Consider the following 15,516-nt stretch of genomic DNA (forward strand, 5'->3'; position numbering starts at 1 on the left):
CGGCACCACAGTGCAGGCATTGGTGGGCAACCAGAATGTCCGCTTTGATGGCGGCACGGTTATCGCCCTGGCCAGCGCTGACGCCAATACCAGCACCGCCTTTGCCACCAACAATGCGGCCATCCGGGTGGTGGACTTCACGCTGGGCGGCAATGAAATCATGGCGCGCACGACCAACACAGGCACGGCTCGCAACATGACCATCAACATGGGCAATGCGAACGCCAATAACACCACCAGCAACTTCACCCGTGCGCTCGGGTCCACGGCCAACCTGGTCGAAGACAGCGCTGCTGGCGGCATCGCCCAGATCACTCTGGACTTTAATGCCACCTCCAATGCGGCGCTCAAGGATGCCGTCATTGCATGGATGACTTATGGCACCCAGCTGCGCACCGCCACGGACTTTGCCATGGTGGTCAGCGCCAGTGGCAATGACGTCGCCTCTTTTGGCACCATCCGTGTCGCCAGCGACTACAACAACGATGTGAGCAGCTGGACGCTGAACGGTAACATCTCCGAAAATGGCGGTGCGGGCTTCAGCGGGACTCGTGGCGCGGCGCTGAGCATCAGCACCCTGAGGTTTGACGCCAACGCGGAAAGCGTGGTCGATCTCGGCAGCAGCGTGCTGACAGTCGCCGGCACTGGCATTGCTTCCTCGGGCGGCGCTATCTTGGTGAGCAGCAATGTCGGCGCAGCCAACAAGACCATCATTGGCAGCGCGGGGGCAGCTCTGACGACCACGGGCGGGCTTTCCGAGCTTGTTTTCCATCAGTTTAGCACCGGCAACCTGAATGTGAACGTGCCGATCACCGGCGCGATCAATGTGACCATCGCCGGCCCAAGTTCGGTGGATGCCGCCACCATTGGCACCACGGGCGTTGTGGTCTTCAATGGTGCCAACAGCTACACGGGCAAGACATTCCTTGATGGTGCCATCCTCTCCATCAGCGATGTGTCCCAGCTCGGGGTCAATCCCGGGGCGGCCGTCGTGGATCAGATCACCTTCGGCGGCGGCACATTGCGTTTCACCGGCACCGGTTATGCAGACCTTGGCAACCGCGGTGTGATGGTGACAGGCGGCAGCGGCGTCATTGACGTGGTCGATGGAGCGGCTGAGCTGCGTGTCAGAACACTCGCCTCCACCGCCTTGTATCGCGGTGACCTTGTCAAGGTTGGCGCGGGTACGCTGACTCTGGAAGGCACGCTGAATACCGGAAACAACGCCAGCTTCCAAGGCCTGCTCGACATCCGTCAGGGAACCCTGCGCTTGAATGGTGACAACACAACCGCCACGGCCACGCAGGTTTCCACCATCCTCGGCACCAACAATTCCTTCGCGGATGGCACCATCTTCCGCACCGGAACGAACCTGGCCATCCAGATGGGGGCCATGAATGCGGCCGTGGACTGGACCATTGAAGAATGGATCACCTTTGAAGGCGGCAACTATGTCACTGTCGGCTCGCTCAATCCGAATGTCACCACACCGTCAGGTTTTGCCAACCCGGCCCTCCGCACGGTGAATCTGAACGGCGTCATCACACTTGAAGGCACCACCACCTTTGATGTAGTCAGCGGTCAGGTCGTTCGTTTCAGCAACGGTGCGGGCTTCCTCACCGGAAACGGCGACATCATCAAGGATGGCCTGGGCCAGATGGAGTTCCGCTCGAACAATCCTGACTGGACCGGAAACCTGACCATTCTGCAGGGCACCGTCTATGGCACTGTCCAGGCGGATGTCTTTGGCACTGGCTACCTGACGGGCAAGACGATCACCCTGGGTGCTGACAACCGTCAGGGAACGGCACGACTGGTGATCCAGAACCAGGATCAGGTTCAGAACTACACCGTCGAGATCAACCACAACATCAATGTGGTTTACAATCCCACGCAGACCAAGCAGCTCTCCGTTGAAACGGTCGCCAATGGCAACCTGATCAACATCAACGGCGACATCACGCTGAACGACAGCCTCCTCGTTTACATGAATGACGCTGCTGAGAACGGCGGCAGTCAGAACTACGTCAACTTCAACGGCAGGCTCATCGACGGCGCAGTCACCAGCGGCAACATCACCTTCTTTGGTGACGACACAGGGGGTGCTAACGACAACACCAGTGGCCGCACCTACAACTACGCTGTGCTCAAGGCTGACAACAGCGGCTGGACGGGGGATGTTCGCATCAGTGCCAACACGGGCTACGACCAGGACCAGACCACCATCGTTCGTCTCGAAAACGACAAGGCGCTCTCGGCTGCGAATGATGTGGACATGGGCTACAACTCCATCCTGCAGATCGGTGGCGGCAGCCGTGTCATTGGTTCTCTGAGCACCAACGGAGGAGTCGGCCCCTTCACCGGAGACACCGGCACGATGAGCGCCAGCACCAATGGCAGCACAGAAATCATCGAAAACGCCGCAGCCACACAGGGCACGCTCACGATCACCCAAAGCACACCCGGCACGACAGAAGTGCTCTGGGACGCCAAATTCCGTGACGGCACTCTGAACAGCCAGTTCTTCGCTCCGGGTGCCAGCCCGACGGCTTCCGCAGCGCTCAATGTGGTGAAAGCTGGCAACGGCTGGGCCACGATGACCCTGGACAATGACTACACTGGCACGACGACAGTCTCTGCCGGCATCCTGCAGGTGGGACGCAACGGGGTGGGGGACACCGGTGCCGCCAATGCAGCCGGTTTCACATCCGCCGTCGGCACCACGGTGGCTGGTACCGGCCAGATTCAGGGCACCTCGCTCATTCTTGGCAATCTGAGGCCCGGGGATGAGGCAGGCACCACCATGGGTACGCTGACCTTTGCCTCAAACACAACGTTCGGCGCCACCTCGGACATTTCACTCCAGGCCCAGCGCTCCAGCTACACTGCGATGAATGCCGTCGGATATGACAGTGCAGGGTATGGCAGCTGGGTGAGTGCGCTCGCCACAGATCCGACGTACAGCCACATGCTCAATGACCCTGTCACCACCGCACAGCACGATCAGATCGTTGTCGGCGGAACTCTGACCATCATCACGGGTTCCAAAATCACCCTCGTCAACAATGGCTACAATGCCACAGCTGGAGACGTGTTTAAGCTCCTCGACTGGACGGGTGCTGATCTGACATACAATGTCGGCGGTGTCGCCTACAACGGCGGTCTGCTGCGCACTGGTGCAGAGACGGGCACGGATCTTGATCTCTTTGAACTTGGATCAGGCTTCCGGTGGGATGTGAGCCTCTTTGACAGTCAGGGCATCATCGTCGTGGTTGTCCCAGAACCCGGACGACTGCTGCTGCTGCTGCTTGGTCTCATGGGCCTGGTCATCCGCCGTCGCCGCCGTTCGGTCATTTGATGCGCGCCCAGGCTCGCGCGCTCACGCGGTTTGCGGGCCGCAGGCAGGTGCCTGACCTGCCTGCTAAGGCGGGAGGTCAGGAGGTGCCCGCCTCTGCCGGGTGTCTCTGAATGCTTGGCGGAAAGTGCCGCCGCCGCATGCTCACCATCCGTGGCTTTTGGAAGGCGCGACGAGTTCTTTAAATGAGGGCTGGCCTTTGTTTGAATGCGAACATCCAAGACTCGCTGCTTCTTGCTCTTTGGAAATTATCCAGATGCCTGAGGTGATTTCAGTGCGCTGGCGTTGCAGAGCAGCATTCTTCCGCTGCTGTTTTCGCATAAAGCCGGTCAAGATCTCAAGCCAGCGGCCCTTCTTCGGTTGAGGAGCGGGTCCGTCAGCAACGGCCTGCGGTATCAGTTGGTCTTCTGGCCTTCTGCCCAGCGTATGGCGAAGTAGGCCAGCTCGCCGGTCTCGTTCATGCCCAGCTTGGCGCGAATGTTCATCTTGTGCACATCCACAGTTTTGGTGCTGATGCGCAGGGCTTCGGCGATCTGGCCAGTGTTTTTGCCCTGGCCGATGAGCACGAAGACTTCGAACTCACGGTCGCTCAGTTCGGAGATGGAGTCCTTGGACTCCGTGGCATTGCCGGAGGAGAAGGCCTTCAAAATTTCTTCGGACATTTCCTCGCTGACGGCAATGCCACCCGAAGCCACGCGGTGCAGGGCTTGCTCCAGCACCTTCTGTGGGGCGCTTTTCATGACATAGCCGCGGGCGCCCGCCTTAAGCGCGCGTTGTGCGTAAAGCTTTTCATCGTGCATGGAGATCGCAATCATCGGCAGCTTGGGGCGCAAGAGGCGAAGATCCTTGATGAGTTCGAGCCCGGAGCGGTCCGGCAGCGAAATGTCCACCACCAGTACATCAGGGGTGTCTTCGTCCACTTTACGCACGGCTTCTGAGGCATCTCCGGCCATCCACGCAAAGGCCAGATCCTCGGCGTTTTCAATGAAAAGTCTCCAGCCTTCGCGCATCATGGTGTGGTCATCCACGATGGCAATTCGGATGGGTGCTTGTGGGGTGTTGGTTTTCATTGGTGCGCGGTTCAATGGGGGAAATGCTTTTTTATATCATGGATTCTTTAGCGGAATCCGCACAATGGCAATCGAGAAATCCCGTTCACCGCTTTCCACAGTTCTCTCCAGCGTGGCGGAGAGTGTGCGCAGCCTCTGGCTCATGAGAATGAGCCCCATGCCGCGCCCCTGTGTCTCAGCAGACTCAGCGAAAGGCGTCCCGTCATGGATGACGCTGAGCACAGCGCAGGAGTCCTCCATTCTGACGGTGATGTTGATGACATCTGGCTTGGAATGCTTGCAGGCATTGACCACCAGCTCCTGGGCAATGCGGAACAGCAGCTCCTGCGAGCTTCCGGTCAGTGCGGGGCTCAAATCAGAATAGTCGAGCGAGCACTTCACCATGTACGATTTCTCGGCAAATCGAAGCACATTCTCCAGCGCATCCTTCAATCCATGATTTTCGATTCCCACCGGCGCGAGCCCCCATGCCATGCTGCGGGCGATCACCGTGGACTCCGAGAGATCCTCCGCCATCTGCCCTACCAGGGCGGCGATTTTGCCGTCCTTTTCCGGGAGCATGCCCTGCACGACGCCAGCTTTCATCTTGATCGCTGAAAGTCTTTGGCACAGGTCATCATGCAGATCTTTGCCGATCTTTCTGCGCTCCTGCTCGGCAGCTTCCAGCACCATGTTTTCCGCCCGGCGCAGCTTGGTCACAGCTCCGGTAAATTCTTCGGATATCATGGAAAGTTCGTCATTCCCCTCCAAGGTCATGAGGATGCCGTCCTTGGAGCTCGCGGAGCGCAGGATCTCCACCACCCTGCGCACACGGCGGGTGATGAATTCGTACAGCGCATACCAGAGCAGCAGGCACAGGGACAGCAGCACACCGGCCTGGCGCAGAGACTCCTGCCAGGCCTCCTCGCGCACATCCTCGATCGCCAGCGTCGCATCATAGCGTATCAGCACCGCCGCACGGCTGGTGGACTCATAGGTTTCAAAGAATGGCACCATCGCCACCAGGGAGGTCTTTTCTGCGTTCCATGCAAAGACGGGCACCATGGTCTGAAGCACTGAGGCATGCCGCCGCCACTCGTCTGCCAGGGGCGTCTTCAGGACGTCCATCTGCTGCCATTGCATGTGTGTGGCGCACGTGACGACACCTTCCTTGTTGCAGACAAGTCCCAGGTCGACGTCCGGAGAAAGTGACACATAGGCCATCTCGAGTTCGGCGGCACGCTGCTGCTGCTTGCGGGAAAGATGCTGCAGCAGACCGGCCAGGCGGCTGCCGGTTTCGGTGGCCTCCTGTTCCAGGCGTGCCAGACGGCGATCCACCAGCCAGTCCTGATTTCTCCAGTTGTTGAACAGGATCATCAGCAGCCCGAACGACAGCACTGTCAGGGTGATGCGGCTTTGGATGGAGTGAAACAATTTCATGGAAGAGCCTCCTTGATAAAGCTGGTGTCGATCCATTCGCCACCAGACGGCTTGGCCACGATGATGCCATGGCGGAGCATGAGATCTTCGGTCTGTCCTGCCAGCTCAGGGAGCAGGCGCAGCATTTTTTCATTTTCTGCACGGTCCAGCGTGTGCAGCCGTCCAAGGCATTCTGCCAGCTCCTCTGCGCTCAGGTTCTCACGTCTGAGGACAGCATCCATCCCTGGAAACGGCCGCCCGGACCATATGCTGTCTGCCATTTCACTTTGGACTTTGATCAGTGACAGCAGGTTTTCACGGGAGGATGTGCAGGCCCGTTCGGAAGCGACAAGCAGATAGATGATGGGAACTTTGAGCTGGCTGGAGTCATACAGGCGGTGGATGCTGCCGCGCGACAGCTTCGTAAGCCAGGGCTCGGTGATAACGACCGCATCCACCTGCCGCACTTGCAACGCCTGCTCCATCTCAGACTGAAACATGGGGATGAGCTCGATGTCTGCCATGGTCATGCCGACGCTTTCGAGGGCGCTGGCCATCAGGTAGGAGCCTGCGCTGCGCTCCACGCCCACTCGTTTCCCTTTGAGATCCTGCAGCCGGAGAATGTCGCCGTGTGAAATGACTGCATCGGCACCTGCAGATCTGCAGAGCACCTTGAGCACCTTGAGTTTCTGGCCCGCCTCCCGCATGCGCACGGCAGAGTCCAGCGTTACCACAGCCACATCAGCAGCGCCGCTGCCAAACGCCCGCACCACTGCTGACGACCAGGGAATCTCGATCACCTGAAAATGATTGGCGGGCAGTTTCTGCAGATCTCCCGCCACTAGCAGGGACTCCGCCGCTGTGCCCAGCCCGGGCACGACTCTCAGCCGGTTTTTCTTCTCTTGGTAAGGGAAAAAAGAGACTGTCAGCAGCAGTGCTGCGAACAGCAGGGGCAGGAAGCGTTGCAGCAGTGCCTTCGGGTCTTTCATCCGGCCATCATGCAGCAAAGCGGCGCAGCATGTCCACTTTTGCTTGTGCTGGAGTTCGTCATTTCTTTTTCTGGCCACGGCGGGAGCCTCCGCTAAGTTAATCCCCATGGCCCCAGACACATCCGCCGTCACCCGTCGTCATTTTCTGACCGTCAGCGCCGCCGCTCTCGGTTTTCCCACCATCATTCCCGCCACGGCTCTCGGCAAAGGCGGGCGTCCGGCGCCTTCGGAGCGGATCACCGTCGGTGCCATCGGCTGGGGCACCATCGCCACGGACTGGACACCGACCTTCCTTAACAATGACAAATGCCAGGTCATTGCCGTGGCAGACCCCATGAAGGAGTACGGCCACTATGGTTATGATGGCAAGAAGACGGGTGGCCGTGAGGCGGGTAAAAAGACCATCGACGCTCACTATTCGCAGTCGGCAAACAAGCCGGTGAAGGCCTGCGCTGCTTATGCGGACTTTCGTGAGATGATGGAGAAGGAAGACCTGGACGCCGTGCAGGTGTCCACGCCGGACCACTGGCATGCTTATATGGCCATCTATGCCGCGCGCAAAGGCAAGCACATCTACGGGCAGAAACCGCTGGCCCTCAACGTCGCCGAGGGGCGCCGCATGAGCGATGAAGTGGCCAAGGCCGGCGTGACCTGGCAGACGGGCAGCCAGCAGCGCAGCGACCAGTACTTCCGCATGGCCTGCGAGATGACGCAGAATGGCCGCATCGGCAAACTCAAGCGGGTGCGCGTGGGCCTGCCCGGCGGGCACAGCAACTGGAACGGCATGGCGGACCAGATCAACCCGGCGCCACTGCCGCCAGATTTTGACTATGAGATGTGGCTCGGCCCGGCCGAACAGATGGACTACCGCCCCGCCTTGCTGCCGCTCAACTGGCGCCACAACTTCAACTTCTCCGGTGGCATGATCACGGACTTCGGTGCTCATCACATCGACATCGCCCAGTGGGGCATGGGCACCCAGCTCAGCGGCCCCGTCGAACTGCGCAATGTTTCCGGGACGATGGACAGGGCCGCGCTCTACAACACGGCTTCCGAATTCTCCTTTGAGTGCGTCTATGAAAACGGCCTCGTCATGCATGTGGCCAGCCCGACACACAAGCTCATGCCCGAGGTGGAGGCAGCGCTGGCCACGCCAAATGCCAAGAAGCCCTTTGATCACGTCGGCGTGATGTTTGAAGGAGATGAGGGCAAATGGATCTACGTCAATCGCGGCAAGATCACAGCCAGCAGCCCTGAGATTCTCCGGGAGAAAACTCGTCCGGAAGAGATCCACCTCTACGAGAGCAAAGACCATACGGACAACTTCCTCTCCTGCATTTATGACGGCAAACCGACAGCCACACCCATCGAGGTTTCCCACCGCAGCATCACCATTGCTCACCTGGCAAACATCGCCCTGCGCAGTGGCAGCACAGGGCTGAAGTGGGATCCGAAGTCGGAGACCATCGCAGACAATGCCGCCGCATCGGCGCTGCTTTCCAAGGAATGGCGCAAGCCGTGGGTGCTTTGATTCGGTGTCTTTCCCACTTCGCCGCATGTCAAAACGTCCCCTGTCATCGCTCTGGAGCCGCTTCATCTCGGCCGTCATCCTAGTTGTCAGCGCTGGCACAGCCTTTGACATGCGGGCGCAGGACACCATCAGAATAGGCCCGCTCAAGCCTCTGGAGACACTGCCTTCACTGGCTCCCGCCAGCCCGGCAGTGCCCCAGACGGCGCCTGTGCCCGCGCAGATGCCGCCGCCCCCAGCAGCCAAGCCTGAGCCGAAGCCTGAGTCCCCACCGCCAGCGGCGCCGCCGCCCCTGCCTACGGCCAGTTCTTTCACCATCACTGGCCCTGTGGCGCAGGCTTATCTGTACATCGAAACCTATCAGACACGCGTTGAGGTGCTCTTTGATGCGGCCACCGTGCTCAAATGGCTGTCTCCTGAAGCCAGCCTGCCGGAATCTCTCCCGGCAGATCAGCAAAAGCAGGTGGTCGATACCATGGCGTCTCGGGCCGCAGACTGGTGTGCGCTGAGCGTGGGCGACCAGGCGCTGCCCGTGCCGCTGCCGCTGGTGGCAGTGGTCAAAGGCCTGCCCGGCAACACGCTGCCGCTGAAGGAGGGGGAGCCGGTGGCTGTGAACCAGATGCTCGTTGGTTTCATCTGGGAGTTTGCCACGCCGCCAGGGCCGGAGGAGATGAATGTCACCTGGAAAGGCTGGATGAATGGCCTGACCAATCTGCCGATACGCGTTTTCTTTGGGCCGATGAGTGAGACCAGGCTCAGCGAATCTGGGGAAATCCATTCTTCGATTAAAACTTTCCGCTGGCGCAATCAGGGGCGCATGCCCCGCCCGGCACCGCTGGCCGTGGTGCCGAAGATTCCCCAGCCCAAGCCGCTGCGCCTGCCGCTGGGCGGCATTTTGTGGGTGGTCACCGGCCTGTGCTTTTACATCTACCTCAAAGTCAAAGAGCACCGGCTCCCAGGCGGGAGTCTGCCCTATTTTTTTGTCTGGCTTCTCGGTGCCGTGCTCATGAGCCAGCTTCTGGTGGTGCCGGTATACACGGAGCCCGACGCTCCGGCCGTCACTCAGGTCGAAGAGGCGCAGGAGATCGTGTCTCCGCTCCTTCGCAATGTGTACCGTGCTTTTGACCACCACGCAGAGTCAGACGTGTATGATGTGCTGGCACGCAGCGTGGACGGCGAGCTGCTGCGCAAACTGTACCTCGAAACCATCCAGGCTCTCACGCTTGATGGTCGCGAAGGAACACGCGTCACGATCGCCGAATTCTCCGCCACTGTGGACAAGGTGGAGGCCGCGCCCACGGGCGAGGGGTTTGTCGCAGATTGCAACTGGATGGCCCGGGGCATTGTCGGCCACTGGGGGCACAGCCATCCCCGCGTCAATATTTACAACGCCCGCATCACCATCACCCCGGTCAAAGAGGAATGGAAGCTCACCGGGCTGGAGGTGCAGGAAGTGAGGAGATTGTAGGGCAGGATTTTGGATTTAGGCCGGCTGTCTGCAATGAGACGCGGGGGGCGCTACGTATGACTCCCACCATGCGACGTCTCCTTCTCCTTGCAGCCATCCCCGCCTTCGCCGCCGACCTCCCTCCCGACAAAGGGCTCACCATTCCTGAAAGCGGAAAGCGGCCCGGCGTTGTGACAGGCAAGGCATCTCCCGCGCTGCCCAAGCACGATCTCCCCGAAGGCTACCAGCTCCAAGTCGTGGCTGCGGCGCCGCTCGTCACCCACCCCATCATGGGCTGCTTGGACGACAGGGGGCGTCTCTTTGTGGGAGATGCCGTCGGCGTGAACTGGAACAAGGCTCAGCTTGAGGCCAGTCCGCCCAACCGAGTGCTTCTTCTCGAGGACACAGACAAAGATGGCACCTTCGACAAAAGCACTGTCTTTGCCGACAAGATGACCTTTCCCCAGGGCGCCTGCTGGTTGAACGGCAGCCTCTACGTCGGCTCGCCACCCGGCATCTGGAAACTCACCGATACTGACAACGACGGCGTGGCCGACCAGCGCGAAATGATCGTGGGCGGTTTCGACTACACAGGCAACGCTGCAGACATCCACGGTCCCTTCCTGCATCCCAATGGACGCCTTTACTGGTGCCATGGCCGCAAAGGGCACAAGGTCACGCAGAAGGATGGCACTCTCGTGGATGAATCCCTCGCCTGCGGCATCTGGAGCTGCAAGCCTGACGGCACCGACGTCGCCTGGCACTCCCTCGGCTGCGGCGACAACCCGGTCGAAGTCGATTTCACCCGTGACGGCGACATCATCGGCGTGCAGAACCTCTACTACAGCCAGCCGCGCGGGGACACCATCATCCACTGGCTCTACGGCGGCGTCTATGAGCGCAGCGACCAGCTCAAAGCCATCGCGCACCTGCCACGCACACTGGAAACCATGCCCGTGATGTACAACTTCGGTCACGTTGCTGTCAGCGGCTGCTGCTTCTGGAAAAGCTATCCGACGAAGAACACGAGCGCACAGCAGTTCATGGTCACCCACTTCAACACCCAGCGTCTTGTACGCATGGAGCTCACACCCAGCGGCAGCACCTACAAGGCCGTCGAAAACGAATTTCTCAAACTCTACAACCCCGACATTCATCTCACCGATGTGATGGAAGACCCGCGCGACGGCTCGCTGCTCCTGCTCGACACTGGCGGCTGGTTCCGCATCGGCTGTCCCTCCAGCCTTATGGCAAAATCCGATCTGCTCGGCGCGGTATATCGCATCAAGCCGAAGAATCCGCAGCTCGCCGTTCAGACCACGAATGACTCCGTCCGCAAAGACGATCTCCAATCCCAAATCGCAGCACTGAAGTCGAATGATGATCACACACGGCGTCTTGCGCTGGAATGGGTTGCAAAAAATCTGCCGCAGGAAGGTGAGGTGATGAGCGTGCTGGGACAGTTGATGGAGCAGGAGCTCGATCCTTCATCTGAGCACCTTTTAATTTATGCGCTTCGTCAAATGAAGCCCCCTTTTCACAGTGGCCCTGCCTCAGACCGATACATGAGCCGCTGGCTGTTGGTCGAACTAGCCCGTCATGGTTCCGAAAAAAGCTTTGCCAATGAAATCGAGGGTTCCCTTCGTCGTCTCGATCCCGAAACGTCCCCCTCTCTGGCGGATGCCATTCGGAGATCGTTTGAAGTGATGCCAGATGGCGACCAAATAGCATCAGCGGCCTTCACTGGATGGCTCAAAGCATCCGACATCACTCAAGGAAGAGTGTCATTTATCAAACAGGTCATTTCCGGACACCTTGCGAAGCCATCCGCGCAGTCGCTCATGACTGCCATGCTCGGCCATGGCTTGGTGGACGTCCGCATGGCGGCTTTGAGCATCCTCGCCGCCCAAACCTCGGGCATTACCAACGATGCCTGGTTCCCGGCACTGGACAAGCTTCTCGCCGAATCACCCACACCGCTCGTCTTCGACGCCATCAAGAAACTCAAGACGCCGCACTTTGACGCCGCGCTCCAAACCATGGCCAATGATACCAAGCGTCCGCTGGCCATTCGCCTCAAGGCGCTGGATGCCGCCAAGTCGGTCAAGCTCGCCGGTGAAACCTTCACGATGGTCAAGGGCGTGCTCGCTGATGCCGCCTCCTCTTCGGCAGCGAAGATTCAGGCAGCAGGCATGATCGCCAGCGCACCTTTGGCAAAGCCACAGCTCCTCGAAATCGCACCGCTCTTTGCCACCCTGGGCCCCGTTGAGCTCAAATCGCTGCTCGGCATCGTGCGCAAATCAAAGGAGCCTGAAGTCGCTCGCGCATTCGCCTCTGAGATCGCAAAAAATCCCGTCATCGCCAGCCAGCAGGAAAGCGCCTACCGCACCGCATTCAGCGATTTGCCGCCCGACATTTTCGAAACCATTGTCCTGCCCGCATACAATGCTGCCATTGCAGCTTCCGAGTCCAAGAAACGTCTTCTCGGTCCGCTCGCAGACAAAGTCATCGCCAGCGGCAACGCATCGAATGGAAAGAAGAACTTCGAAATGGGGAAGGGGACTTGCATCGCCTGCCACAAGATCGGTTCCGCAGGTCGTCCCATCGGCCCGGATCTCTCCCACATCGGAGCCATCCGCACCGAGCGCGACCTTCTTGAAAGCATTCTCTTCCCCAGCAACACGCTCGCCCGTGATTATGAGGCCCATGTCATCGAAACCAGCGATGGTCAGCAGACGCTAGGTGTGATCAAATCCCACACCGCTGAGGGGCTGCTCGTGGTGGACATCGCCGGTCAGGAAAAGACCATCGCTCATCAAACCATTGCTGGTGACACGACCTTGACGACCAGCCTCATGCCTCAGGGATTGGATCAAACAATGCCCGAAACCGATCTGCTCGATCTCGTGGCCTGGCTGCGGAGTCTGAAATAGCCGCACGGGGAGTGGCGCTCTGTTAACCTGAGAGCGCCACTATTCTGACTCGAGCATTCGTTTCGCCGCCTGCAGGTGTTTCTGCTGCTCCGGCGGCAGCTCAGGGTATTTGAGCTTCATGCTCTGCATCTCATTCAGGATCGCGGCGCTGACGATGAGGCGCATGTTTTTCTTGTCGTCCGCCGGGATGACATACCACGGGCATTCCTCGGTGGCGGTGACGCGGATGGCATCCTCATAGGCCTCCATGTACTCCTTCCAGTAGCCGCGCTCTCCAACGTCTCCTTCTTCAAACTTCCAGTTCTTGCTCGGCGTGTTGATGCGGTCCAGAAAACGCTTTTTCTGCTCGCCCTTGGAGACATTCAGGAAAAACTTGAGGATCAGGATGCCGTTGCGGTGGCAGTAGGCCTCGAAGTTGGCAATGTCTTTGAGGCGGTCGGCGAAAAGCTTGTTGATGTTCTTCGTCGTATGTGCGGGCAGGCGTTGGACCTTGGTCACGATCTCGGGGTGAACTCGGCAGACGAGCACCTCCTCATAGTAGCTGCGGTTGAAGATCCCGATGCGGCCGCGCGGTGGCATCACGCGCGTGGTGCGCCACATGAAGTCATGGTCCAGTTCCGCAGAGGTGGGGCGCTTGAAGGCATGCACCTCCACGCCCTGGGTGTTCACGCCGCTCATCACATGCTTGATGGTGCTGTCCTTGCCGGCGGCATCCATGGCCTGAAACACCAGCAGCAGCGCCTGCCGGTCCTGCGCGTACATTTTCTGCTGCAGGTCGTCGATCTCCGTGCGGAACTCGGCGATCAGCGACTCATAGTGGGCATCGTCCTTGTAGAGGTCCCTGATCTTGGTCTTTGCTTTCTTGATACGGAATGCTTTGCCATCCGGCACGCGGAAATCATCGAGGTCGAGCTTGAGCTTCATGGAGTGAAAGGGACTGAAGAACTAAACAGCATTGCGCCCCGATTGACAGAAGGAACTGCGGGCGCATAGCCAGCCGGGCCGGTGCGTCTGGCAAGCTTGCTCACCCCAGCCGGGCCCAGGGGTGGCGTGAGGGCACAAAAAAGGGCGGGGTTTGAGCCCGCCCTTCAAAGTTTTTCCCTGTGCCTGATTAAGCAGCGGTGACCGGTGCTTCCGCAGCGCCGGGGGCCTTTGGCAGGGTGAAGCGATAGCGGATCTTGCCACGCTTGGCTGCGGCACGGGCTTTGCGCTTGGTGCGTTCTTTCGGGGTCTCGTGCGCGCGGAGGCGGCGCACTTCTTCAAGAATGCCGTCCATTTCAAGGCGGGTCTTGAGGCGTTTCAGAGCGCGGTCAACGGGCTCGCCTTTACGGATCTGGATTTCGGTCATAAACGGGTCTGGGTGGTTTGGGAAAAGGGGCGTGAAAATAGGGGAATGAGAGCGGGCGTCAAATGGAATAATGACCTCATGCGATGAGAGTCTGCTCCCGGTCAGGGCCGACTCCCACCAGACTGATGCGTGCTCCGGTCAGCTCTTCGAGGCGTTTGAGGTAGGCTTTGGCCAGTGGCGGCAGGTCGTCAAACTTCTTGATGCCGCTCAGATCCTGCTTCCAGCCCTGGTGGGTTTCATAGACGGGAACGCAGGCGGCCAGGTCGGCGGCGGTGCTCGGCGGGTAGTTGAGCGTCTTGCCCCGCAGCGTGTAGGCGGTGCAAATCTGCACCGTGTCCAGGCCGTCCAGCCCGTCGAGGTTGGTGATGGCGAGCTCATCCGCACCATTGAGCATGACAGCATAGCGCACCAGCACGGCGTCCAGCCAGCCACAGCGGCGTGCACGGCCGGTGGTGGCTCCAAATTCGCGGCCCATGTTGTGCAGCATGTCGCCGATGGCGTCATTCTCGGTGACAAACGGTCCGCTGCCCACGCGGGTGGTGTAGGCTTTGCCCACGGCGACGACTTTGTCGATCATGCGCGGAGGCACACCGGAACCGGTGCAGGCGCCGCCGGAGGTGGTGTTGGACGAGGTGACAAACGGGTAGGTTCCGTGGTCGATGTCGAGGTAGGTGCCCTGAGCGCCTTCAAAAAGCAGGTTTTTTCCGGCCTTGATCGCCTCGTGCAGATACACGGTGGTGTTGGTGATGTGCGGGGCCAGCGCTTTGGCTGCTTCGAGCATTTCCTTCACGGTTTCCTCCACGGGGACCAGTTCGACGCCCAGCTCGGCAAAGGTGGCGTTGTGGCGTGCAAGGCGGTCGCGCAGCTCTTCCTCAAAGATCTCAGGCTGCGTCATCAGGATGGTGCGCAGGCCGTCGCGTTCCACTTTGTCTGCGTAGGCTGGGCCGATGCCGCGACCGGTGGTGCCGATCTTCTTGTCGCCACGCTTGGCCTCACGTACCTTGTCCAGGCCGCGGTGGTAGGGCATCACCAGGTGGGCAGTCTCGCTGATCAGCAGGTTTTCGGGGGTGATCTCCACGCCTTGGCCACGCAGTTTGGCCATTTCTGCCAGCAGGCCCACGGGGTCCATCACGACGCCATTGCCGATGACGCAGACCTTGTTCTTCCACAGGATGCCCGAGGGGATCAAGTGCAGGATGTATTTGGTGCCGTTGCTGATGACGGTGTGGCCGGCATTGTTGCCACCGGCAGCACGTACCACGAGGTCTGCGCCTTCAGTGAGGTAATCGACGATTTTACCTTTTCCTTCATCGCCCCACTGGGCTCCGACAATGATTGTGTTAGACATGGATTCTTTTCTTGGGGTGGCGGCATGGGGAAGCCGCAAGGGGTTGTTTTTTAAGATGCGCAAGCCGTGCCATGGCAGCCTGAAGGGCCGCTAAAGTGCT

At 59.7% G+C, this 15,516-nt stretch carries 10 protein-coding genes (1 of these 10 cut by a window edge); 4 read left to right on the forward strand and 6 right to left on the reverse strand.

The window, feature by feature from the left end; genetic code table 11:
* Positions 1–3,358, forward strand: the 3' portion of a protein-coding gene (locus ACFQDI_RS02875) for an autotransporter-associated beta strand repeat-containing protein (protein WP_377163208.1). 26,726 nt of this gene lie to the left of the window's left edge; only the last 3,358 of its 30,084 coding nucleotides appear in the window; its start codon lies off the left edge, out of view; the stop codon is at positions 3,356–3,358.
* A 392-nt stretch (positions 3,359–3,750) separates the two neighbouring features.
* Here ACFQDI_RS02875 and ACFQDI_RS02880 read toward each other — a convergent pair whose 3' ends face one another.
* The 3 genes from ACFQDI_RS02880 to ACFQDI_RS02890 are packed head-to-tail and all read right to left on the reverse strand — an operon-like array spanning position 3,751 to position 6,812.
* Positions 3,751–4,425, reverse strand: a complete 675-nt coding sequence (locus tag ACFQDI_RS02880; RefSeq protein WP_377163210.1) for a response regulator transcription factor — start codon at positions 4,423–4,425, stop codon at positions 3,751–3,753.
* A 36-nt stretch (positions 4,426–4,461) separates the two neighbouring features.
* Complete coding sequence (locus ACFQDI_RS02885; RefSeq protein ID WP_377163212.1) at positions 4,462–5,844, reverse strand: sensor histidine kinase; 1,383 nt, start codon at positions 5,842–5,844, stop codon at positions 4,462–4,464.
* Positions 5,841–6,812 (reverse strand): ABC transporter substrate-binding protein, encoded by a 972-nt coding sequence (locus ACFQDI_RS02890; protein WP_377163214.1) that lies wholly within the window; start codon positions 6,810–6,812, stop codon positions 5,841–5,843. The genes ACFQDI_RS02885 and ACFQDI_RS02890 overlap by 4 nt, the downstream gene beginning before the upstream one ends.
* 106 nt (positions 6,813–6,918) lie before the next feature.
* Here ACFQDI_RS02890 and ACFQDI_RS02895 point away from each other — a divergent pair, with 106 nt between their 5' ends.
* The 3 genes from ACFQDI_RS02895 (at position 6,919) to ACFQDI_RS02905 (ending at position 12,720) form a co-directional block, all read left to right on the forward strand.
* Positions 6,919–8,343 carry a Gfo/Idh/MocA family protein gene (locus ACFQDI_RS02895; RefSeq protein ID WP_377163216.1) on the forward strand — a complete coding sequence of 475 codons (1,425 nt, stop codon included), beginning with the start codon at positions 6,919–6,921 and terminating at the stop codon, positions 8,341–8,343.
* A 25-nt stretch (positions 8,344–8,368) separates the two neighbouring features.
* Entirely contained in the window at positions 8,369–9,808 is a 1,440-nt protein-coding gene (locus tag ACFQDI_RS02900) for a hypothetical protein (RefSeq protein ID WP_377163218.1), read from the forward strand.
* A 68-nt stretch (positions 9,809–9,876) separates the two neighbouring features.
* Positions 9,877–12,720: a PVC-type heme-binding CxxCH protein gene (locus tag ACFQDI_RS02905; protein ID WP_377163220.1), complete on the forward strand. Its 2,844-nt coding sequence runs from the start codon at positions 9,877–9,879 to the stop codon at positions 12,718–12,720.
* A gap of 39 nt (positions 12,721–12,759) precedes the next feature.
* Here ACFQDI_RS02905 and ACFQDI_RS02910 read toward each other — a convergent pair whose 3' ends face one another.
* From ACFQDI_RS02910 to ACFQDI_RS02920, 3 genes are all read right to left on the reverse strand, one after another.
* A complete protein-coding gene (locus ACFQDI_RS02910; protein WP_377163222.1) occupies positions 12,760–13,644 on the reverse strand; it encodes a polyphosphate kinase 2 family protein in 885 nt (294 codons plus the stop codon).
* Positions 13,645–13,831: 187 nt separating this feature from the next.
* Positions 13,832–14,068 carry a 30S ribosomal protein S21 gene (gene rpsU, locus ACFQDI_RS02915; protein WP_377163224.1) on the reverse strand — a complete coding sequence of 79 codons (237 nt, stop codon included), beginning with the start codon at positions 14,066–14,068 and terminating at the stop codon, positions 13,832–13,834.
* Between the two features lie 76 nt (positions 14,069–14,144).
* Positions 14,145–15,416 carry an adenylosuccinate synthase gene (locus ACFQDI_RS02920; protein ID WP_377163226.1) on the reverse strand — a complete coding sequence of 424 codons (1,272 nt, stop codon included), beginning with the start codon at positions 15,414–15,416 and terminating at the stop codon, positions 14,145–14,147.
* Positions 15,417–15,516: the final 100 nt, after the last annotated feature.

The sequence above is a fragment of the Prosthecobacter fluviatilis genome, assembly GCF_042655725.1.
Lineage (GTDB): Bacteria > Verrucomicrobiota > Verrucomicrobiia > Verrucomicrobiales > Verrucomicrobiaceae > Prosthecobacter > Prosthecobacter fluviatilis.